The sequence below is a fragment of the Paenibacillus sp. FJAT-26967 genome, assembly GCF_001541095.1.
Classification (GTDB): domain Bacteria; phylum Bacillota; class Bacilli; order Paenibacillales; family NBRC-103111; genus Paenibacillus_F.
In genome coordinates this window covers 2,174,235-2,193,661 of the sequence record NZ_LMXH01000001.1, presented here as the reverse complement: position 1 = coordinate 2,193,661, position 19,427 = coordinate 2,174,235, and the positions used below count along the sequence as shown (strand labels likewise).

Sequence of the window (19,427 nt, the reverse complement as noted above, 5' to 3'; positions counted from 1 at the left end):
AAGTTCTATACCAATATCGGAAAAGGATGTAGCCTCTTATCTGGTGTATAAGACAAATATATATCCTTAAATTATAAAACGTAGTCTACGGGTTTCATATTCTTTCATCAAATGAGTTAAAAGATTTGAAAAGGTAAAATACCGCTGATATTGACACCGTTTGCCGCTAACGTTTTTAACAAGCCCTGAGCTTCGCTCCGAAGCGACGTGCGGACGGCTAACGACAAAAGAAGATCACTTCTCTTCGGGAAGTGATCTTCTCTCATCCATGTTCTTATAACAAGACCGGTCAATATCTGACCGTCTGCCTTATTGAATCGATTCCAAGTGTTCGCCCAAACGATCCCATGTCTGGGTGATGCCCTGCAGCATGCCCATATCCAGCACCTGCTTCAAGCTTTCAGCCTCTGCATATTCAGAGATGCTGATAACTTTGGTACCGCCTTCGACCTCTATGAACATCAATGTACAGACTGTAGCAGGCATCGTTTCCGAGATATTACCGTCTGCATCGGAGAAATAGTCCGTGTATACAATCTTCTCCGGCGCCTGGATCTCGCTGTATACCGCTTTGCCCCACGATTCCATGCCGTAGAAGTCTCCCTGATTCTTGTCTTCGCATTTCATGCAATAATGCCAAATGCCGCCGACACGGAAATCAACGCTGCATACCGGTATGCTCCAGCCTCTTGGCCCCCACCAATGCTTCAAATGCCCGGCCTGCGTGAAAGCCTGGAACACGAGCTCGCGGGGCGCTTTGAATACGCGCTCCAGTGTCAGGGTCTTGTCTTCCACCTTAGAAATGATTGGATCGGTCATATACATTCCTCCTAATGGGTTTACTGCTGCTAGTCTTGCGATTCTTCCCCGGTCTCCGGATCCTGCAGCTTCTGTAAATAGTCGTCCAGACGGTCAAATCGTTCCTCCCAGATAACGCGATAGGTCTTCAGCCATTCGTCCAACTCTTGAAAAGGAGCCGGCTGCAGACTGTAGATCCGCCGATTCGCATCCACCTGTGCCTTAACAAGGCCCGACTCGCTCAAGACACGCAAATGTTTGGATGCCTGAGGCTGACGAAGTTCCAACCGTTCTGCAATTTCTCCCACCGTAAGCGGACGCTCGCGCAGCAGCTCCACGATCATCAACCGGTTCGGCTCTGCAAGAGCACTCATGACGCGTGTATCCATCGTCACCATCCATTCTCCTGCCGTACTTGTAGGTGTCCGGCATCGTTGTCCGGGATACTTATTTCTGCTAAAATCAATATACCATATAAGGAATATTCCTATAAAGGAATATTGATTCACGCCAATTTCACGTGTTCAGAATGAATCCCCAGGAGAAATGTTTAATCCATCGTAAAAGAAAGAAAACAGAAACCTGCCCATTTTGTACTCTAGTATAGCTAGAATGGATGGCGATAAATTTAGCCTACTATCGCCGGGACAATACATTCCTTAATCAGTGTCCACCTGTCACGAGGATTCATGATAAATTCGGATGCAATTGCGACGACGAGATCATGATCAGGAATACAACAAATAACATGACCGCCATCCCCCATTGCCGAGTATGCCAAAACTCCGTCCTCTTCATGCAACCACCAAAGATAACCGTAATTGTTGATGTTCATTTCTGTTGATTCATCTATCCATGTCTCCGGGATAATCTGATTATGATCCCAAATGCCGCGGTTCAGATATAGAAAACCGAAACGTGCCATGTCACGGGGAGTTAGCGTAAGGCCCCATCCTCCTGTAGAGTGATTGTCCGGGTCCTTAACCCATCCCTTCACATTGTTCCCGAATAAATCTTCAAATCCGAATGATTTCATTTCATAGTCCGGAATTTCTTTCATCCCGATAGGTTTAAATAAGCGTTCGCACGCAAACTCACGCGCACTAATGCCAGTGCTGCGAGTAATGATCGCTGAAAGCAGATGCGCCCCTGCGGTAGAGTATTTAAAAGTTCCGATCTTTCCTCCTTGGCCGAGCATATCCAGCGTATACTTGATCCAGTCAGATTGCATGCACATCTTGTCCAGCGGTTCTTGCCAGTCCTCAAATGGGTAGGGTGCCGTCATAGTGAGAAGATGGCGTATAGTGATTTCACGTTTCTGCTTATCAGCGGCACCCGTAACATACTCGGGAAAAAAATCCAGTACCTTCTGGTCTACATCCTTGATATATCCCGCTTCTATCGCAATACCAATGAGAGCAGATAGTATACTTTTCGTTACAGATGCTACATGATGTGCATCGTCTGGGTCATAGCCATTGTAGTATTTTTCATAAGCGATCGTTCCATTTCTCACCACAATAATAGCATTGATATTGCTATACTCGGATTTTATCCTAGGTTCGAGCTCTGCAAGCTTGTCAGAGTCCATTCCCAGAGTTGCCGGGTCTGCGGTTTGCCACTGCTTAGTTGGCCAGTCGTTTCTGTACATAATAATTACCTCCCGAAAAGAGTTTTTGAACTGATTCAGCGAACGTAAATAAACCCAGTCAAGTATGCTGCTTTATCCTTACAGGAAAGTACACTTCGGTAACCATATCCTCGGCATCGGCAGGACTCGGGGCTGTCAGATAGATTTCATAGGGGGATTTCATCAATTCATAACCTTCATTCTCTACCCATTCCCTGAGCTTGGCATATACAGATGTCAGTTCGGAATAAGGACCTGTTATAGAAGATTTCGCACATAGCCCTCCAGGCCATTCTCTCGTTCCCTCTACCGTCTCTTTTATCGGGATGGCGAACTCTGTATCATTGCCTGCCGGATTGTATTCAGGACTGTGATAAATGGTCATTGGCGTACCAAGCAAAGTAAGCTTTTCAGTAGCAATCCTTTCATATAACCTGCTAAAATACTCTCCATATCCGAGAGCATAATCATCGCTGCTCATCATCTGACGTATAAAGAGGATTTTCATCGGCTCGGTTGTAACAAGTTGTACTTCTATATGGTCCAAATACGACATGACCGGAATGTCCTTCTCTAATTTCAAAATATCCATACTCATTTGTTTCAGCGTATATTCAAAGGCCTTTAAATGGGTCTGTAATTCCTTTCTCTTACGGTTAAGAGCAGAGTATAGCTTCTCTTCCGATTGATCATCCTCCAGTTCCAGCATGGCTTTAATTTCTTCCAGAGAAAAATAATACGATTTCAGACGGTTAATAAACAACATCCTTGTGAGCTGCCCGATGGAATAATACCGATAACCGTTTTCAGGATTAATTTCATCCGGATGAAGTAATCCGATTTCAGCATAATATCGAAGCGTTTTTGTAGAAACTCCGCATATCTTTGAGAATTCTCCAATCGACAGCAAGCGGTTACCTCCCTTCTTTTATACGGATTGAATATATTAACTACCGATGACTGGTTCCATTTCACTGTACGGCTTACCCTAAGGGCAAAGTCAACAGCGTTGAATTAACCATTTCATACATAATCAATCAAACTTGGATTTGAACATACAGCACACCCTCACTCCATTCTCCTGATTCAGCCGTACATTCCCCTCGCGGATTAAAAAGATAACCCCCGCCGGGAAAGTCTTCATCGATCGTACGCCCTGCTTGAGTGGAGACTCCAATAAACAAGGACCCATCAGCTGCATATTTCCCTAACTTCTCCATGCAATTGCTTCTCCACCAGTTGAAATCAGATAACCAATTTCGAGTTTCCTGTTCCCCGTATAGTCCTGGAGCAGCGCTTTCAAATACGATGGAGACACCTTTGGCAGCATACTTACTAAAGATGTCGGGATCGTCTATGTCTGCACATACAGATAAACCGACTGTGACTCCGAGTACTGAGAATACCGGCTGCTGATCACCTGGATCGAACCATTCCGCCTCTTTATCTTGAATCGTTTTCTTTCGATAGAAACCGAGCAGCTCCCCGTTATGAGCAATGAATTGATTGATAAAGGGCTTGCCCATAGGGTTATGTTCCACAAATCCCGCAATGACACACATAGAGTACAATTCACTGTATTTAACGACTTGATGGATCGCCCTGTGATCAATAGTAAGCACGGCATGTGGAATTTGAAGGGGATTAATGTAACCCGTGATGTTCATTTCCGGAAAACAGACAATATCCATGCCTTTCTCTTGTCCTGCGGCGATATACTCCTCCATTAAATGGAGATTCCGGTCAATCTCGCCTTTTTCACAGTTCATTTGTACCAAAGCTATTTTGATGTCATTCTTCTTTTCCAATAAAAATCACCGCTTCTTTCATTGATAAGGTATGATCTGAAACGACAAGTTTTCCCAACGCTTACATACCGCCAGCCATCTTGGCTTATTACCGGAACCGACGCAAGCAGATGGTCTGCCGAGGTGGACTAATTACCATTCGCCAAAATTTTCCTCGATCAGCACCTCGAATGAATCTGCTATGAACTGGATCTCCCCGGTATCGTGATAACAGATGAAAACCTTTCCTGACTGATTGATGATAATCGGATCGCCGGACCCATCCATAGAAATGACATAACTGGTTTGTAAAACCTCTGCGAAAGGATGTTCCTTGAATTGCTCTCGGAAACTCAGCGTCAAATCGACAACCGTTTCATTTCCCAGACTAGAGCCATTAGAAAATGCATATACCGCAAGACCAGCATATGCTCCGCCGAACGTCCTGATAAAATGCACATAATCCTCATGAAAGTTTACATTCAGCCGCTGCTGTGCCTTAGCAATTTGTTCTTGGCTCGCCGGAACGCCTACTAGTGTGCTATTATCCTCCCGATGAAGAAAAATCTTTAATCTGTCCATTAACGCATCTTTCATAAGTTAATCTCCTTCCATGTCGCCCTCAAGAAACTTGATAAGGTACACGTGGGGCTGCGCAAGAAACTCTGTAAAGCTGCATAAATCCGCATAAGACTGATGCTCCACGTCATAACAGCCTATCATGCCTTTTTTCTTCGGATTCCACACTAGCTGCAAATCGGAGTAATTGTCGATATCGGCTGATAGACGGAGCAGCTTTTGCCTGCCGACTTTCATCTCAATCGTATCGGTCAATGTGAAAAAGTCGATATACCCGATTTCATATTCATTTTGCACCAGTTCAAGGCGCAGCTCGTCCCCGGTAAGAAAGCGGACCAGTTCATCGGTCAATTTATATTTTTTCAGCTCATACTTTTTGTTTTCCGTATCATGGAACTTAGCCGGCTCAAGCAATTTTAAATAATCAGCCAAGACTGTATCCTTATTGCTGACCGCAATCGTGTACGGCCGCTCGCCGTCTTTTTCCGCTAAAGTTATGTCCGCGCCGCGTTCAATCAAAAATTTGACCATAGCCAAATTACCCATGCGCGCAGCAACGGTTAACGGAGTCGCTTGATAAGGATAGACCATATCCGGTTTGTTATAGTTGATGTCCACCCCATGATCGAGCAAATACGTGAGGGTCTTAAAGTCATGATCCGATACGGCTTGACGTAATACAGCTCCGCCATGCAGCTTGATATCTAACCCAAGCTCATGAATGAGCGGGATATTGTGTTTGTTGCCATAGTAAGCCTGTGAATATGCGCCTGACCCTGTTTGATTAAGCATGTCCAGCTTGGCGCCTTGCGCTGCAATGTAGCGAACGATGTCTTCCTTGCAATAGCGAACAGCCCCAAGAAAAGCCGGGTTATGATTGACATTCAGGTTGACGCCGTGCTCTACCAGCAGCTTTACAACATCCATTTGCTGCGATATAAGCGCAAGATCGAGCGGACTCAACGTGGTATACTTGCTAAGCTCAATGCCCTCTTCAATATCCCAGCCTGTTGTAATTGCAGCCTGCAAGGCCGGAATATTTCCTTTGTAAATGTGTATCGCGATTTCCGGTAGTTCCTCGAACTTCCCTATACCTTTTAGATTTATCATCCATTGACCGCTCCTACTCCAAGTTATAAAAAAAGTATCATCCTTAAAAGGAGCTGCTCCATTTTTGATACCTAACTTGCATACTGAATTTTGCGGTTTACTTTACTATTGGCAGTCGCCAATTCGCCCTGTTTATCTCTAGTAGACGTATCAAAAAAATAAAGCTCGTCGCTATCCGGCACGAACAAGTCCAGCCGGTGGGGAAACCGGTCTACCCACCATTCCTCTGCATTTTTCAGTCTGTGTATGTAAATAAGGCCGCCGTCGTAATACTCTCTGTGTTCCGGAGCAACGACCTTAGAGTATTCGCGCTACTCAAACGGGCATTACCGTAGTGAACCAGCCACCAGCGATAAGATGGCGGCTGGCGGAATCCTAGTTCCTCATAGGTATATTGCAAGTTTTGGATGTCTCTCCTGCCTTCTATAAATGATAGGGCGGCACTTTTCCTGCTGCAATGTTGTCAGGATGAACGTCAGTTGGCTTATAGTCATTCATGCGGAGAAAGATATACTCAATTTCTTCTAATGGCATTTGCAGTTTTTGACTGACTTCATTAAGGTCCATGTCTTGCGAAAGAAGTCTCCGGGCTTGTATTATCTTTCCATTTAGCCAATTGTTTTCAAGCATCCATTGTTTCACCAGGTCCAGCAGTTGATTTTGGGCCTGCGTATCTGCATGCTTATTATATTTGGCAACTGACTCTGACAGATAGCTATAAAGCTGAATACCTAGTACCTCACGCTGCTCATGCTTGGACATCCGTTGATACTGCTCATAACTTATGCTGATATCTAAATCGAGGGTATGATCCCTGCTATCAAAACGCCTGGATGTTTTTCGACCATAACTTTCAGGTAAAACACGCAATAGAAAGAAGATATTATAGGGAAACTTCCATGTATTTGCTAATTCCTCTAACGGCAGCAGCTCATCTCTCAATTGACCCACACACGTTGCATGTGTATCCAGTGTAAAATCTAGTTTCATGCATGCCTCCCTTTTCCATACTTAATGAATACTCAGTTCAACTGTTATTATCTGAAATCGTTTCGCACCCTTTCGACAATAACCACTGCATTATAACGGCAAGCGTCTGTTGTGCATCCTCATCCTGTTCATAGAAGACGACCACCTCTTGCTGGTAGGCATAATTCAATCGGACATAGCCGCCTAGTCGCCGATAGAACAGGAAACAAGCATATCGGGTTTCAATGAACAAATCCGGTGGAAAATCCGCTTGGCACATTCGGGCAAGTTCGGGCAGCGATAGCTGGCACTGCCCTTGTGGCAAACGCAAAAAGAGATGGCTCCGAGTGCCCGTCCACGGTTCATAATAGACAGCCTCCTCTTGACTGATTCCATACACCTGACGATAGAGTCCGTCCAGTACCAAGGCGTACATCCCTTCGTCTTCCTGCTCCCGTGCCTGCAGCGAAATCGCCTTTATGTGCTCCGCATGCCGAGGCAGCCAGAGCAGCCCAGCCGTCTGGGGATGTACTGCCAGAAAATCACCGTCCACCGTGGTACCTATAACGATACACTCACCGATCTCCTGCTCAGTAATGGGACTGTCTTCGTCATGCTCCCATAAACCGTACTCGGCAAAAGGCTTAAGCACATCCCGATCCGGAAACTGGACATTCAACCACCCTCTGTAGGTCCCTTCGCCAATTCGCCGCAAAAACCGGAGGTAGCCCGGCGGATAAACAGCAGCTTCTTCCTTCACAAGTGCTTGATACTGGTCATCAGACAGCGGTTTTGGCCGTGATACGATGTACATGAATACTCCCCCTGTTCTCCTGAACGATCTTCCCTAAACAAACCTCTATAGACACGGCTTAGGTTGAAATGATACAGATCTGTTCCGCTGTGGATTGAAGTAGCAAGATGCTATTCTGGAAATATTTTACCACAAGATCTTCCACCATTTCAGGTTCTCATTTAATAGGTTTTCTTCTTGAACAAAGCCACTCCGAACAAATGGAGTGGCTTTGTTAATAGTACTTCTCTTTATAATCAAGTGACTGTAATATCGGCTCTGTAAAACTATCCCATTCTTTATTATCCGTATTGCTTTCTATCGAAGCATCGGTAATCTTTCCTCTTCAATTCATCATTTCTTTGCACTACCTGGGCCTAGCTGATTTCGAATAGCAAGACAGAAGAACTCTTGGACATGCTCTTGGAGTTCTTCTTTTTTTGTTACCCGTTTGTTCAATGACAGCAGAACGAAAAAAAGCGATGGTTCTGTTCCATCGCTGTGCTCTTTCATTCCGTTAGCAGAATCATAACATGCGGGTTGCTGCCGTTTACTACTTCTGGTCACGAAGGTGCGTCGACAGATTGTCGAGTGTACCAGACCAGCCATCGTACACAAACTTGTCACCAGGGTGACCAGCAAATCCGCGTAGGTGGAAGATCATATCGGTACAATCGCCTTGTGCGGTAAGGGCCAGGGTTATGACAGGAGAGCCCTCAATGGGAGCATCGGGGTGACCCAGGTGAAACCGAGCCGTTCATAAGGAATGACATCAAGGAATACACCTCCGGTGTGATATTCCTGGCCGGTCTCATTATTGACCATTGTGTAGCGGTAGCATCCGCCTTCGCGAACGTCGAAAGAGATCGACTCCAGAGGTGTCGAAGGCAGCCAGGCGGCTAGTTCCTTCTCCTCGGTCCAAGCGCGCCATACGAGCTCACGGCGGGCATTCAGGGTGAGGCTGATGGTGAACTCCGGTACAGTTGTGGTCATGTTCATTGTTCCTCCCTTTGTTCATGGACTTTAGGTGCAATTACATTGCGTCAAAGTGCAGAATGTTTCGGCGCGTCGGATCGGCAAGCGCAGCGAATGGGGTTGAGAGCATTACTGATAACCAATTAAGAATCTCCTTAATTAATTATTTTCTTAACAGTACTGCCCATTGTGTGGTCGTGTCAATCTGGACCAAGAACCAGAACCTTTTTGAGAGGTCATTTTATTTTTCAGGTGAGAGGAAATCCGATTTCGCTTAGCCAATAACGGCTACATCATCATACTTAAAGCCGGCGACAATGCCTGAGACCTCGCAACGCCCACGCTTGTTGCCCAACACAAAACACCTTCAGAGTGTCCCCCCTCCTAACGACAGGGAACATTCTCTTGAAGGTGTTTTTCCGTACTTTCGTAATATTCTGCTCTTAGCTTTCGCTTAAGTCAGCACTTTTTCAAAAACCTGAAAGCTTGCAACTCTGCCCGGATAAATCACTTCCCCCCGTCTATCATAATTCAATCCTTGATAAAGCTTGAGGGCAGCAGTGTTCTTGGAATAAGTATCCAGACGAATACTCCTAAATCCGCCGCGTCGCGCATGATCTTCGGCAAATTCGACAAGTCTGCGGGCAATTCCTTGTCCCTGTGCTTTAGGATCAACGGCAAGCCGATGCATGATCAAGTGCGGTCCCTCCGCCTGCTTCCAGAAGATGTTCTGATACTGTTCATCCGGATGCTCATCAAGTACAACCATGCCCAATATTTGGCCTTCTCTTTCAGCTATATATAACGTTTCCTTCAATAAATCCTCGCCAATCACATCCCGGTTAGGATAGTTATTGTCCCACTGATCGCTCCCACCGTCCTGCATCACCTTAATACATCTGGCAAGCAGCTCCATAATGTCGTTGAAGTCCTCCCTGTGTCCTACACGAATTTCAACAGTCATCTTGTGCACCTAACCTTCCAACCTGCTCATAAGCGGCGATTATGTCCTTCATTTGTTTGATCAAACTCTTTCAAAATGTTGTTGAGCGTGCGCTAAGCATCTGATGCCATTTTTGAGTGTTTTTCGTTCCTGTCATAGGTTATGAGCGTTCCACAGAGCCCAGCCACGTGCACGGTTTCATGGTTCTTCACCAGGGTCATCCTGCGGATGGTTTTACCCGATACCACTTGTATGATTCAGATAGAATGTCGAGTACTGTAAAAAGTGCAATAATAGTGATAATCCACTCACTTACTCCGTTCCATATGGATATGACTCTGTCATAGTCCTTCCACACGGGGGATAAGAGCCCGGCTGCCTCTACCTGCTGTATAAAATCAGGATTCCAGATGGCGGAATCTGCCAATATGACGCACACCAATATCGTAGATGTGATGGACACCAAGATGTGAAGCGCAAGCATCCTGCCCGTCCTTTTGCGCACGATGATTTTAACGCTTTCTTTCAAGATGCCGAGTGCGGCAAGCACCCATATAAGAGGCAAATAACCGTGGAAGACGTCGGCGTTCAAGAACGGAATGACTGTGCGTCCTCCGTCATTAATTCTCCAGATGCCAAGCAGATCGATCGAGTACAAGCAGAGCACAGTAAACAGCACTGTGAAAATGATGCCTCCAATCGGTTCGCTCATTTTGATCTGTGTATTCATGTCCGGGATTTGCGGTAAGTCCGCCGGCTTCCAATCCTTGTTCATGCCTTCCCTGCCAGCGGCATCTCGCTGCTGGCGGTGACCGATCCAAGCGAACACAATGGTGACCCAGCAGAAGCCTTGGGCACCGGCCGAGAATAGGGACACAAGATATTCTGTGAAATGTTCCAGAATTTCTTGAGGCTTAACGATCGTCTCAATGGCAAACAAGGCGGTTAAAGCCATACCGATGGAAACCAGTACGATTTTGAGAGTTGTCAGGTATGGATCGAACATCATCGGACCGATCAGATACCGGTCAAAACCGCGGTATTGTGCGGCTAGCGCACTCGGATGACCAAGCTCCAGCAGCACGCTCTCGGCATCCTCCTGAGATACCCGGCCTGCCGGAGCCCTCTCCTCCAGCATATCCTCAATCAAACCTTGAAGTTCTTGCTTAATGTCCGTCCTTTGCTGTTCGGGCAGACGCTGCGTTACCGCATAAATATACCGGTCAATCAACTCCATACCGTTCTCCCCCTTCAGTATCCCCCATGATTCCCTCCATGCTGATGATCAACTTCCGCCATTCCCGGCACAATCCCTCATAAACTTCTTTTCCGAACGGACTAAGCAAGTAATATTTACGGGGCCTTGTTTCATTCGTATCCCATGTGCTCTCAAGCAGTTCCTGCTTCTCCAGCCTCCGCAGCAGCGGGTACAAGGTGCCGGCATCGACGGCCACCCCTTTCTCCTCCAATACCGAGACAAGAGAGTATCCATACTGCGGTTCAGACAATTGACTGAGCACGCCGATGACGATCGTTCCCCGCCTCAGCTCGCTCAGCAGCCCGTTAATCGTTTCATTCACATCAGCCATGTAATCAACTCCTGAAATCATCATACTGTATGACACACACTATTGTAAATATAAAACTAATATAATTTTATAAATATGATTTGGTGACCTCTAGTTCACGTACCTTTTTGATCCAAAGAAGAACCGTTACCTATGAAAAAGCTTGATTCCACATAGTTTTATTATCCAGATTCATTTATCCATTTCATTCATAGTAATTGAAAAGGCCATTCCGTTCCGGACGCTCCGCCGTTCGATAAACCGTTATTCATACTGTTACGACAGGTTGTAGGGGCACACTTTGCGAAAGGGTCCTTTCTCTTCTAAACGGAAGATTAGCTGTCATCCGGGCCGCTGTATACGAAAACAAACCTCTCCGCTGTTCCAGGGCTACGTGCCACCCTGCCTGCTGAGAGGATATTTGTTCGATTAATGATTTCGTGTTCCTGCTGGACACCCGAACCTCACTCCACTGCTTGGCGAACGCCGGTCATGGAGGCCGCGCGTATGGCATCCATCAGGCGGTGCGTCCGAACCGCTTCGGCGAAGCCTGGGAACTCCGCTTCACCTCCGGCGATCCGCTCTGCGAATAACGCATAGAGATGCGCGACATTGTACCCCGGTCCTGGCAGCGTATTCAGCGTGAAGCTCGAAGTGTAGCCCTCCGGCGTTATGAGCGTCTCGGTATCCCCGGACGGACGGGCGAAGCTAAGTTTCAACCGGTCCATCTGAAACATCAGCCCGTCCCGCGGCGTAACGATCAGTTCACCTTCCGTTCCGATAATGCGCAGCGTAAAGCCGGGCGCTCCGCTGTTGACGAACTGAGCCGCCACGATTGATCCCTGGGCCAGTTTGCCGGTAACAAGCACATGATCGGGCGCATTCGCCTGCACTGTCTTGCCGGTCTCAAGTACGTGCACATCGGGGTATTGCGTGGCCAATGTCGCAGACACTTCAACAAACGGCGCCACCATATACTCGACGGAATCGAGCACATGCGCCGCTCCAATAGTGAGCTGATCGGCCCCGTTCGATTCATCCAGCAGGTAAACGTGCGCCTGGTCGACCTTCCCGTTCGTGGTCGGAAATACAGGCAGCGTCACGATGACATTCACCGCCAGAACGCGGCCGACGGTTCCCTCCGCAACCAAGTCCCGGATATAGCGGACGGTCGGGTTGCCCCGCGCCTGGAGACCGACGACGTGATTTACTCCCCGCTGCCCCGCGCACGCAAGAAGAACTTCCGCCTCCGCAGTATTCCGGGCAAGCGGCCACTCGCTGTATACGTGCTTGCCGGCCTCCAGCGCCAATCGTATCAGCCGATCGTGCTCCGGCACCTTGACCGCGACAGTCACCACGTCCACGTCGGGCTGTTTCGCCATCTCCAGCGCATCCGTATAGTAATGTCCGATGCCGTGGCGTTCCGCCGCCGCCCGTGCACTGTGCGGACGCGTGCCCGCCACCGCCCTCACCTCGTATGACTCTAGCGCAGCGAGTGCCGGAATGTGAGCCATACCACCCCATCCACCCGCTCCGATGATGCCCACGCCCCACTTGATTTTCTCGTTCATGTTCGGTTCCTCCTCAGACTTGTTCGCCTATGATACTGACAAAGCTGAGTATGAACGATATAATCGAATCAGAAAAGTACGTACTTTTCGGTGATATAGTTACCGGTTGGTAACGTCGGAGGAGGAGGAAGCATACAATTGGAGACTAATAAGACCAACTACGACAATAAAATCATCGACAAAACGTATCATAATCCGACTGAAGCGACGCTGGAGCGGATCGGCGGCAAGTGGAAGACTGCCATCCTCTGCCTTCTGGCGGAACAAGGTGCACAGCGCAACGGAGAGATGATGCGGTTGCTCTCACCCATTACGCAAAAAATGCTCACCCAGCAGTTGAAGGAACTTGAGGCGGATGGGCTCATTCTCCGCACTGTTTTTCCGGAGGTGCCACCCAAAGTCGTCTACGAGTTGACTGAGAGCGGTTGGTCGCTGCGGACAGTACTGGACCCGCTCTGTGAATGGGGCAAGAGGTTCGTCAAGACCGATAAGCCGGTATAAGAAACCAGTCACCGGATAAAGCCACTCATATCAAAACATGACTTCCTCCTCATTCATTCCAGCTTTGTTCTAACAGGCATCTTGCGCCGAAATCATAACAAAAGCCCTCAGAATTCGGAGGGCTTTTGTTGAATTTTATAGTTGAAAGTACTAAAGTTCCACGATTTTTGTCGCGATATTGTTGCAAAATTCGCTGTCATGCTCTACAAAAAGGATGGTCGGCGAATGTTCAAGCAACAGCTCCTCGATCTGCATGCGGGAGATGACGTCGATAAAGTTCAAAGGTTCGTCCCATATATGCAAGTGAACGTTCTCGCATAGGCTTTTCGCGATCAGCACCTTCTTTTTCTGGCCTCCGCTGAAAGAAGACATGTCTTTCTCAAATTGCAGGCGGGAAAAATCAAGCTTCCTTAGTATCGCTTTGAATAAGCTTTCGTCGATTTCATTATGACTGGCGTAATCCGACAAATTACCTTGTAATTGCGATGTATCCTGTGACACATAAGAAATTTTAAGCTGGCTCCCTTTTCGGAACGTACCGGTATAATTGACATCTTCACCGCAGATCAGCTTGAGAATACTTGATTTTCCGGAGCCGTTCGGACCCGCAATCAGGATACGCTCCCCACGCCGGACAGCTAAGCTTACATCGCTGCAAACCGTTTTTTCGCCGTAATGGATCGAAACATGCTCAAGTTCAACCATCTCGTTTTTATGGTAAGCGAGTTGTGAAATTTTCAGACTATCTGAGTTTTCGATATTTTTGAGGAGTTGGGATTTTTCCTCGAGAGCGGATTGCTGCCTCTGTTCGATCGATTTGGACCGTTTCATCATTTTGGCTGCCTTGTGACCGACATATCCTTTATCGACTTTCGAACCGGAATTGCGGGTACCGTTTTTAGTTTTCTCCACCTCGTGCGACCAGTTCCCTGTTCTCTTGGCGGCTTCGGACAACCGCTTAATGTCTTTTCGCAGCTTCTCGTTCTCCGCCAGCTCGAAGTGATCCTGCCGTTGTTTATTCTCCCACCAATCCGAGAAATTTCCTTTCTGGACTTCAATATTGGTTTTGTTGATCGAAAGAATATGGTCCACACAATTGTCCAGGAACGCACGGTCATGCGATACCAGAATAAATCCGCTCTTCGTGTTGAGATAATCGCCGACCAGCTTGCGCGCGTGGATGTCCAGATGGTTGGTGGGTTCGTCGATTAACAGAAAGCTGTTTTCCTTCAAAAACAAAGCTGCCAGCAGCAATTTCGTCTGCTCGCCGCTCGATAAAGAGCTGAAGGGCCGATACAACACATCCTCGGACACCTTCAGCAGCGATAGCTCGCGCATAAGCTCCCAGTGCTGAAAGTCCGGAACAATGTCTTGAACGACGTCCATTGTATTGGAATCCTTGCTGGCGACATGGAAAGGGAAATATTCAAAGCTGACACTGGCCGCAATGGTTCCCCTGTAATCGTACTTGCCGAGCAACAGGTTCAGCAGTGTGGTCTTGCCTCGGCCGTTTCTTCCCGTGAAGCCCAATCTCCAATCGGTATTGATTTGAAAGCTTACGTTTTCGAAGATGTTATCGTAGCTGCCGTCATAGGCAAACGTCAAGTTGCTCACTTTAATTAATGACATGACAGGAACCTCCTGTATAAAAATAGAAAAGCTGCAAGAAAGTTACCTTTCTTGCAGCTCAAATAAATAAGACAAATCCGACCCCTATACAGGGGCGGATAAGGATATATTCGTTGAGTGAAGAGAATAAGTAACTTTCTTGCCTATAAAGAATAAAACAAAGACTGTTTTATTTTTATGTCTTAGCAAGAAATATACATTATTCTCCTCATCTCCCATCATTAATTTAAAAATATTTTATCATATCCGCTTTCTCTTTTCAACCGGCACGAAGAGACAATGGAGTTTATCAAGAGTGACATCTGTCTTTGACTTAACGGTCGCGGTTAATCATGTAGTTCAATAAATGTTTAAGAAAAGCCGTATTTCGGGGCACTTCTTGCAAGGATTCCATAGCTTGACAATAATGTTCCCACATTTCTTTTCTGGCCCCCTCCAGACCAAGAATGGACACAAAAGTCGAGTTGTCGTTTTCGACGTCTTTGCCGGTAGGTTTGCCGAGCAGGAGAAGATCTCCTTCCGTATCAAGCAGATCATCTTTGATCTGAAAAGCAATTCCCGCATGATAGGCAAATTTCTTCAAAGCTTCCATCTCCGGCTCCTTAACCTGAGCGAGAATCGCAGGCATAACCAGAGAAGCTTCAAAAGCAATGCCGGTTTTGTAAAAGCAGATTGTATTCAATTGTTCCAACGTTAAGGTTTTTCCTCTGGATTGCAGATCCATTGCCTGCCCCATGCACATATCCCCTGTCTTCTGGGCCGAATAGCGGATCAGGTCAAGCACGGTTACGGGATTGAAGCGGACAAGGGATGATTGTTCTTCAATTGCCTTCTGAATCAAGAAGAGACCGGTTAATTCTGCAGTCGCAACATTATGAACCTTGTGCAGAGTAGGACGTCCCCTGCGGGTAGAGGCATTATCTTGGGAAGGCAGATCATCGAAGATCAGGGAGGCCGTGTGCATATACTCCAAAGATCTCAGAAGCGGAACAATTTCAGTCGCCTGCAGGCCATATTCGTTCACGCCCATGACCCAGGTCAAGACAGGCCGGATGCGTTTGCCCGATCCTTCAAGACTGTAGTTGGCAGCCTCTATAAGCGGTTCTTTCATCTGTGGTATCCCCTCATGCAAGGGAATCGGCAAGAAATGATTGATTTGACGGCGGACCGTCTCTATAGTATCGGAGAATTTCTCCTTATCTTTCCGGTTGTTCTGTAGAAGGGTAACCACCTGATCCCGAAGCAGTTTATCGAAGAAATCAACATCATCCGCTTTATCGACCATGTATTGAACGAGACGGTTGAATTCCGGATTTCCGGACGCCAATACCTGTATAATTTCCTTATACTTCTCTGCGCCGATACGCTTCTTACAACGTTTTAGACCATTGATCGCACGATCCAATATCACCTCACGGGTTCTGGGATCGGAATGATACACATGATGGATCAGATGGCAAATAACCGTCCAATACAATTCGTAGGGATTTATCAGATCCGGTCGCCGATCGTGGTATTTTAAATAATAAGTATAAGGTGTTACTGCCTCGTCTTGCATATCGTCGAACATATCTGCGAAATCATCCGCCAATTGATTGTAAATCCCGTAGAAGAATGTCCGGTTATCAAAGTCTTCATCTGCCCCTGCGCTAATAACGGAACGGACGATCAAACGGGAAGAAGCGGATTTTAAAATGATGGGAATATAGAGTTCTTCGTTCGTGTATGCGGCATGGGATAGTTCCTTTACGCGATCCAATTCCTGGGAATGGAAAAACACATAGGATTGTTCGTAAAAGGCCGGCAGCGTCTCCGGGCGCTGATACGCTTTGATAAACTCATAAGCATTGCGGAGCTCCGAATGGACGAATTGTATGATGTCTTTATTATTCCCGGCCCACTCCCCAAGTTCGGGTACAGCACCGGTAAGAAGTGAAGTTCGCAGCATATGGGTGAATTGTACTTTCTCCTGATCGGTCAACACACCGGAATCAAGAAGATCATCTATGAAAGGATAGGTCAGACCATAGGAGTACCCCAGCCGGAATGCTTCGTCCAATCTCCGGGCACGCTCTTCAGGCGGCGTTGTGTCGTCCATATCCTCCATTACGTGCATAATTACCCCGATCATGATCTTAATCAGTTTACGCTGGGCCTGCTCGGCGTTCATTTGCTCCGGTATATGGGAGGATACGCTCTTCAGCTTGTCTATTGCCCAGATCATGGAGGTTTCTATGCCTTCCTTCTGGGCCCACCGGTATAAACCGGCCAGACTCATCGAATCCTGCTGATCCCCCCCGTCCGCGCTGCCGCTACGAACCAGCTTATTCTTAATATCGGCAGCCATGCGCTGAATCCGATTCCGGGTATCAAGAGAATCCAGGGATTTGCCCAAATCCCTCATGTACATATAGGAAACGCTCCTGTCCAGGTAATCATCCAGTTGATCTGAATAATTCAACCATTGGATATAGCGGTGATAGTCCCGGGAATCGGGCTTTTTTCTGCGGCGTGTGAGCAGGGAAAGCCAGGATAAGGGACGAATGTGGCTCTTTTTCCATATACGGATATCTTCTGTCAGGGTAGGTACATAACTCTTGTCCGACACCTGCGTTAAGAGCGCCGTGAAATACTGAGCGGCTCTCTGCTCAGCCTGCCGGTATGCTTCGGCTTGATCTCTACGTTTCTCATTCATAAGATGGAAAACCTCAACTTTATTACTGATTTTGAATTCATGCCTGTACAAACTCCCCGGCTTATATTCCTATCTTATACGGGCTAGAATCGTTTGGGTTACGTAATTCTTCGGTGAAGGTTATCCTGACGCAAAAAAAACAGGCGTTCTTTCTTTCCATACAGGGTCGGGTTCATAAGATATTTTATGCAGCGGTATTGCAATATTTCACCTGAACTCAAGGGTTGTCAATACCGAGAAGTGGATTCTATTAGCGGCACCGTCCCTGGAAGAACCGGTTTGAAAATTAGGCCGCCGGGTAAAAATGGTAAGATCAGGAGTGAAAATGGAAAAAAGGAGCTTATAGATGGAGACTGCACTCACCCAAAGATATTCAAGACGTAATTTAGGGTCAGGTTTTCTCTTTGGACTTGGACTTGTTGGTTTTATAGACGAAACGGTATTTCATCAACTTCTCCACTGGCACCATTTTTACGACAAATCCACTTCAGACATAGGGCTCGTTTCGGATGGTCTTTTTCACGCTTTTAGCTGGTTCGCTACGATCGGTGGCTTGTTTATGTTCGCAGATCTCCGCCGGCGAAATGCACTTCTGCTGACAAGGTGGTGGGGAGGCTTACTGCTTGGCGGCGGTGCTTTCCAGTTATACGACGGCATCATCCAGCACAAGCTTATGCGTTTACATCAAATCCGCTATGTAGATAATGTTATGGCTTACGATATAGTATGGAATGCTGCGGCGATTGCCATGATCCTTGCTGGTATTGTTCTTATTCTGCAATCAAAAAAGTATCCGTCTAAAGGGTCACGGCAGCATGAATCATGATCATATCGATACAATCGGGTTTTCCTACGATATTATTTGGATACTGGTGTGTACGCTTCTCATCGTTCTTTATTTTCTTGCAGCGCGTATATCGAACCGTCCGTATAAACCTTGGCCGATATCTCGATACTTTTTCTGGATGTTCGGTATTGCAAGCGCTGCTGCGGCAGTAACGGGTCCTATTGCCAATCTTGCTCTCATCGATTTCAAAGCGCATATGACGGGTCATTTACTGCTCGGAATGCTTGCTCCGCTGCTTCTGGCACTCGCTGCCCCCATGACTCTTCTCATGAGAACGCTCAGCTTGCGGTCATCCCGCCGTCTATCGCGCCTTCTTAAAAGTAGGCCGATGCGCATTCTGAGTGATCCGGTTGCAGCTTCTCTCCTGAACGTGGGGGGGCTGTATCTCCTCTATACGACTGACTTATTCCTGAGAATGCATGAATCATTATTCCTGCATATACTTGTACATATTCATGTGTTCCTTGCAGGGTATCTTTTTACGATCTCCATAATTTATATCGACCCCACTTCACATCGGACAAGCTATGTCTATCGTGCCGTTGTATGTATACTCGCTTTAGCTGGACACGGCATCTTAGCCAAGTACATTTATTCCAACCCGCCTGCCGGCGTTCCACTTATACAAGCCGAGATGGGAGCAAAGTTAATGTATTACGGCGGAGATATGATTGAATTAGTATTCATCACTATTTTCTGCTTTCAATGGTTTAAGGCAACCCGTCCCCGGAAATCTGTACAGATGAATAAAGTAACAGTAGATGCCGAGTCTCCTTAATCAGGAACCCGGCATTTTTTGTCGTTCACTTTGCCGGAATGCCTCTATCGAACGTCCGCGCTGGGCTACGTGTACACGGATATGCTTGGAGCTGGATTCTAATAATTGTTGGAAAAATGTATCTCCGCAAAAAGCATAAAAAACCGAGGGAACTTGGGACTGACCCCGTAATGTGAGACAAAACAAAACACCTTCAAGAAAATGCTTCATGTCGTAAGATATGGAGGACAACTTTGGAGGTGTTTTTGCATTGG

Annotated in this window: 20 protein-coding genes; 3 read left to right on the top strand and 17 right to left on the bottom strand. The window is 46.9% G+C overall.

What is annotated here, in order from left to right; genetic code table 11:
• Positions 1-309: 309 nt before the first annotated feature.
• From AR333_RS09470 to AR333_RS09405, 14 genes are all read right to left on the bottom strand, one after another.
• A complete protein-coding gene (locus tag AR333_RS09470; protein WP_068775000.1) occupies positions 310-819 on the bottom strand; it encodes an SRPBCC domain-containing protein in 510 nt (169 codons plus the stop codon).
• Between the two features lie 29 nt (positions 820-848).
• Positions 849-1,187 (bottom strand): helix-turn-helix transcriptional regulator, encoded by a 339-nt coding sequence (locus tag AR333_RS09465; RefSeq protein ID WP_068775197.1) that lies wholly within the window; start codon positions 1,185-1,187, stop codon positions 849-851.
• Between the two features lie 239 nt (positions 1,188-1,426).
• Positions 1,427-2,449, bottom strand: coding sequence for a serine hydrolase (locus AR333_RS09460; protein ID WP_068774999.1), 1,023 nt, complete (start codon positions 2,447-2,449; stop codon positions 1,427-1,429).
• A gap of 58 nt (positions 2,450-2,507) precedes the next feature.
• Positions 2,508-3,338, bottom strand: a complete 831-nt coding sequence (locus tag AR333_RS09455) for a MerR family transcriptional regulator (protein ID WP_068774998.1) — start codon at positions 3,336-3,338, stop codon at positions 2,508-2,510.
• 127 nt (positions 3,339-3,465) lie between these two features.
• Positions 3,466-4,236, bottom strand: a complete 771-nt coding sequence (locus AR333_RS09450) for a nitrilase-related carbon-nitrogen hydrolase (protein ID WP_253735766.1) — start codon at positions 4,234-4,236, stop codon at positions 3,466-3,468.
• 132 nt (positions 4,237-4,368) lie between these two features.
• The gene (locus tag AR333_RS09445; protein WP_068774997.1) at positions 4,369-4,812 is read right to left on the bottom strand and encodes an SMI1/KNR4 family protein; all 444 of its coding nucleotides are present in this window, start codon (positions 4,810-4,812) and stop codon (positions 4,369-4,371) included.
• Between the two features lie 3 nt (positions 4,813-4,815).
• A complete protein-coding gene (locus AR333_RS09440) occupies positions 4,816-5,904 on the bottom strand; it encodes an ankyrin repeat domain-containing protein (protein WP_068774996.1) in 1,089 nt (362 codons plus the stop codon).
• A gap of 423 nt (positions 5,905-6,327) precedes the next feature.
• On the bottom strand, positions 6,328-6,894 hold the full coding sequence (locus AR333_RS09435; RefSeq protein ID WP_068774995.1) for a hypothetical protein: 567 nt from the start codon (positions 6,892-6,894) through the stop codon (positions 6,328-6,330).
• Between the two features lie 37 nt (positions 6,895-6,931).
• On the bottom strand, positions 6,932-7,687 hold the full coding sequence (locus tag AR333_RS09430; protein ID WP_068774994.1) for a hypothetical protein: 756 nt from the start codon (positions 7,685-7,687) through the stop codon (positions 6,932-6,934).
• 678 nt (positions 7,688-8,365) lie between these two features.
• A complete protein-coding gene (locus AR333_RS09425) occupies positions 8,366-8,659 on the bottom strand; it encodes an SRPBCC domain-containing protein (RefSeq protein WP_253735765.1) in 294 nt (97 codons plus the stop codon).
• A gap of 436 nt (positions 8,660-9,095) precedes the next feature.
• Positions 9,096-9,605 (bottom strand): GNAT family N-acetyltransferase, encoded by a 510-nt coding sequence (locus AR333_RS09420; RefSeq protein WP_068774993.1) that lies wholly within the window; start codon positions 9,603-9,605, stop codon positions 9,096-9,098.
• A 196-nt stretch (positions 9,606-9,801) separates the two neighbouring features.
• Positions 9,802-10,821, bottom strand: a complete 1,020-nt coding sequence (locus AR333_RS09415; protein ID WP_068774992.1) for a hypothetical protein — start codon at positions 10,819-10,821, stop codon at positions 9,802-9,804.
• Positions 10,808-11,173, bottom strand: coding sequence for a PadR family transcriptional regulator (locus AR333_RS09410; protein ID WP_068774991.1), 366 nt, complete (start codon positions 11,171-11,173; stop codon positions 10,808-10,810). Before AR333_RS09410 ends, AR333_RS09415 begins: the two co-directional genes overlap by 14 nt.
• 443 nt (positions 11,174-11,616) lie before the next feature.
• Entirely contained in the window at positions 11,617-12,723 is a 1,107-nt protein-coding gene (locus AR333_RS09405) for a Gfo/Idh/MocA family protein (protein ID WP_068774990.1), read from the bottom strand.
• 138 nt (positions 12,724-12,861) lie between these two features.
• On the opposite strand from AR333_RS09405, the gene AR333_RS09400 reads away from it, so the two are divergent.
• Positions 12,862-13,224, top strand: coding sequence for a helix-turn-helix domain-containing protein (locus AR333_RS09400; RefSeq protein WP_253735764.1), 363 nt, complete (start codon positions 12,862-12,864; stop codon positions 13,222-13,224).
• A gap of 150 nt (positions 13,225-13,374) precedes the next feature.
• Here AR333_RS09400 and AR333_RS09395 read toward each other — a convergent pair whose 3' ends face one another.
• Complete coding sequence (locus AR333_RS09395; protein WP_068774989.1) at positions 13,375-14,853, bottom strand: Lsa family ABC-F type ribosomal protection protein; 1,479 nt, start codon at positions 14,851-14,853, stop codon at positions 13,375-13,377.
• Between the two features lie 313 nt (positions 14,854-15,166).
• A complete protein-coding gene (locus AR333_RS09390; protein WP_068775194.1) occupies positions 15,167-17,548 on the bottom strand; it encodes a polyprenyl synthetase family protein in 2,382 nt (793 codons plus the stop codon).
• 346 nt (positions 17,549-17,894) lie between these two features.
• Between AR333_RS09390 and AR333_RS09385 the strand changes: the two genes are divergently transcribed.
• Together AR333_RS09385 and AR333_RS09380 are read left to right on the top strand one after the other, a co-directional pair.
• A complete protein-coding gene (locus tag AR333_RS09385) occupies positions 17,895-18,374 on the top strand; it encodes a DUF2243 domain-containing protein (RefSeq protein WP_068774988.1) in 480 nt (159 codons plus the stop codon).
• Positions 18,364-19,173 carry a cytochrome c oxidase assembly protein gene (locus AR333_RS09380; RefSeq protein WP_068774987.1) on the top strand — a complete coding sequence of 270 codons (810 nt, stop codon included), beginning with the start codon at positions 18,364-18,366 and terminating at the stop codon, positions 19,171-19,173. The genes AR333_RS09385 and AR333_RS09380 overlap by 11 nt, the downstream gene beginning before the upstream one ends.
• Here the strand turns inward: AR333_RS09380 and AR333_RS25165 are convergent.
• On the bottom strand, positions 19,174-19,427 hold a 254-nt coding region (locus tag AR333_RS25165), incomplete at its 5' end, for a hypothetical protein (RefSeq protein WP_216638963.1). It abuts the gene before it with no gap.

Excerpts from the sequence above, each read along its gene's own strand:
- AR333_RS09385 (WP_068774988.1), top strand. The coding sequence starts at position 17,895 with ATGGAGACTGCACTCACCCAAAGATATTCAAGACGTAATTTAGGGTCA.
- AR333_RS09460 (WP_068774999.1), bottom strand. The coding sequence starts at position 2,449 with ATGTACAGAAACGACTGGCCAACTAAGCAGTGGCAAACCGCAGACCCG.
- AR333_RS09410 (WP_068774991.1), bottom strand. The coding sequence starts at position 11,173 with ATGGCTGATGTGAATGAAACGATTAACGGGCTGCTGAGCGAGCTGAGG.
- AR333_RS09390 (WP_068775194.1), bottom strand. The coding sequence starts at position 17,548 with ATGAATGAGAAACGTAGAGATCAAGCCGAAGCATACCGGCAGGCTGAG.
- AR333_RS09430 (WP_068774994.1), bottom strand. The coding sequence starts at position 7,687 with ATGTACATCGTATCACGGCCAAAACCGCTGTCTGATGACCAGTATCAA.
- AR333_RS09380 (WP_068774987.1), top strand. The coding sequence starts at position 18,364 with ATGAATCATGATCATATCGATACAATCGGGTTTTCCTACGATATTATT.
- AR333_RS09445 (WP_068774997.1), bottom strand. The coding sequence starts at position 4,812 with ATGAAAGATGCGTTAATGGACAGATTAAAGATTTTTCTTCATCGGGAG.
- AR333_RS09470 (WP_068775000.1), bottom strand. The coding sequence starts at position 819 with ATGACCGATCCAATCATTTCTAAGGTGGAAGACAAGACCCTGACACTG.
- AR333_RS09415 (WP_068774992.1), bottom strand. The coding sequence starts at position 10,821 with ATGGAGTTGATTGACCGGTATATTTATGCGGTAACGCAGCGTCTGCCC.
- AR333_RS09435 (WP_068774995.1), bottom strand. The coding sequence starts at position 6,894 with ATGAAACTAGATTTTACACTGGATACACATGCAACGTGTGTGGGTCAA.
- AR333_RS09440 (WP_068774996.1), bottom strand. The coding sequence starts at position 5,904 with ATGATAAATCTAAAAGGTATAGGGAAGTTCGAGGAACTACCGGAAATC.
- AR333_RS09420 (WP_068774993.1), bottom strand. The coding sequence starts at position 9,605 with ATGACTGTTGAAATTCGTGTAGGACACAGGGAGGACTTCAACGACATT.
- AR333_RS09465 (WP_068775197.1), bottom strand. The coding sequence starts at position 1,187 with ATGGATACACGCGTCATGAGTGCTCTTGCAGAGCCGAACCGGTTGATG.
- AR333_RS09395 (WP_068774989.1), bottom strand. The coding sequence starts at position 14,853 with ATGTCATTAATTAAAGTGAGCAACTTGACGTTTGCCTATGACGGCAGC.
- AR333_RS09425 (WP_253735765.1), bottom strand. The coding sequence starts at position 8,659 with ATGACCACAACTGTACCGGAGTTCACCATCAGCCTCACCCTGAATGCC.
- AR333_RS09405 (WP_068774990.1), bottom strand. The coding sequence starts at position 12,723 with ATGAACGAGAAAATCAAGTGGGGCGTGGGCATCATCGGAGCGGGTGGA.